Raw genomic sequence first — 577 nt, forward strand, 5'->3', positions numbered from 1 at the left:
CCCGATGTTGGACTTGAGCGAGCCGAGCATCAGCGGCCGGTCGGCGGGCCGTTCCTTGCCGTACGTGGCGAGCAGTGCCTGAGCCTCGATCGGGTCGCCCAGACTCGTACCCGTTCCGTGCGCCTCGACCGCGTCGATCTGCTCAGGAGCCAGCCGCGCGGCGGCCAACGCCTGCTGGATGACGCGCTGCTGGGCGGGGCCGTTGGGGGCGGTGAGGCCGTTGCTGGCGCCGTCCTGATTGACCGCCGAGCCCCGGACGACCGCCAGCACCTGGTGGCCGTTCTTCTGCGCGTCCGACAGGCGTTCGACGAGTAGCAGTCCGACGCCCTCGGACCACGAGGCACCGTCGGCCGCCGCGGCGAAGGGCTTGCAGTGGCCGTCGGGGGCGAGGCCGCGCTGACGGCTGAACTCGATGAAGACCGCCGGCGTGGCCATCAGGGTGACGCCGCCGGCCAGCGCGAGCGTGCACTCGCCGTTCCGCAGCGCCTGGATCGCCATGTGCAGCGCCACCAGCGACGACGAGCAGGCCGTATCGACGGTCACCGCCGGGCCCTCCAGGCCGAAGGTGTAGGAGATC

The 577-nt window shown here is 71.9% G+C and carries 1 protein-coding gene; it reads right to left on the bottom strand.

Annotated elements, in window-relative coordinates; translation table 11 throughout:
* On the bottom strand, positions 1 to 577 hold a 577-nt coding region (locus OO69_RS48125), incomplete at both ends, for a beta-ketoacyl synthase N-terminal-like domain-containing protein (RefSeq protein ID WP_033287385.1).

Source organism: Streptomyces sp. NRRL F-525 (genome assembly GCF_000716605.1).
Lineage (GTDB): Bacteria > Actinomycetota > Actinomycetes > Streptomycetales > Streptomycetaceae > Streptomyces.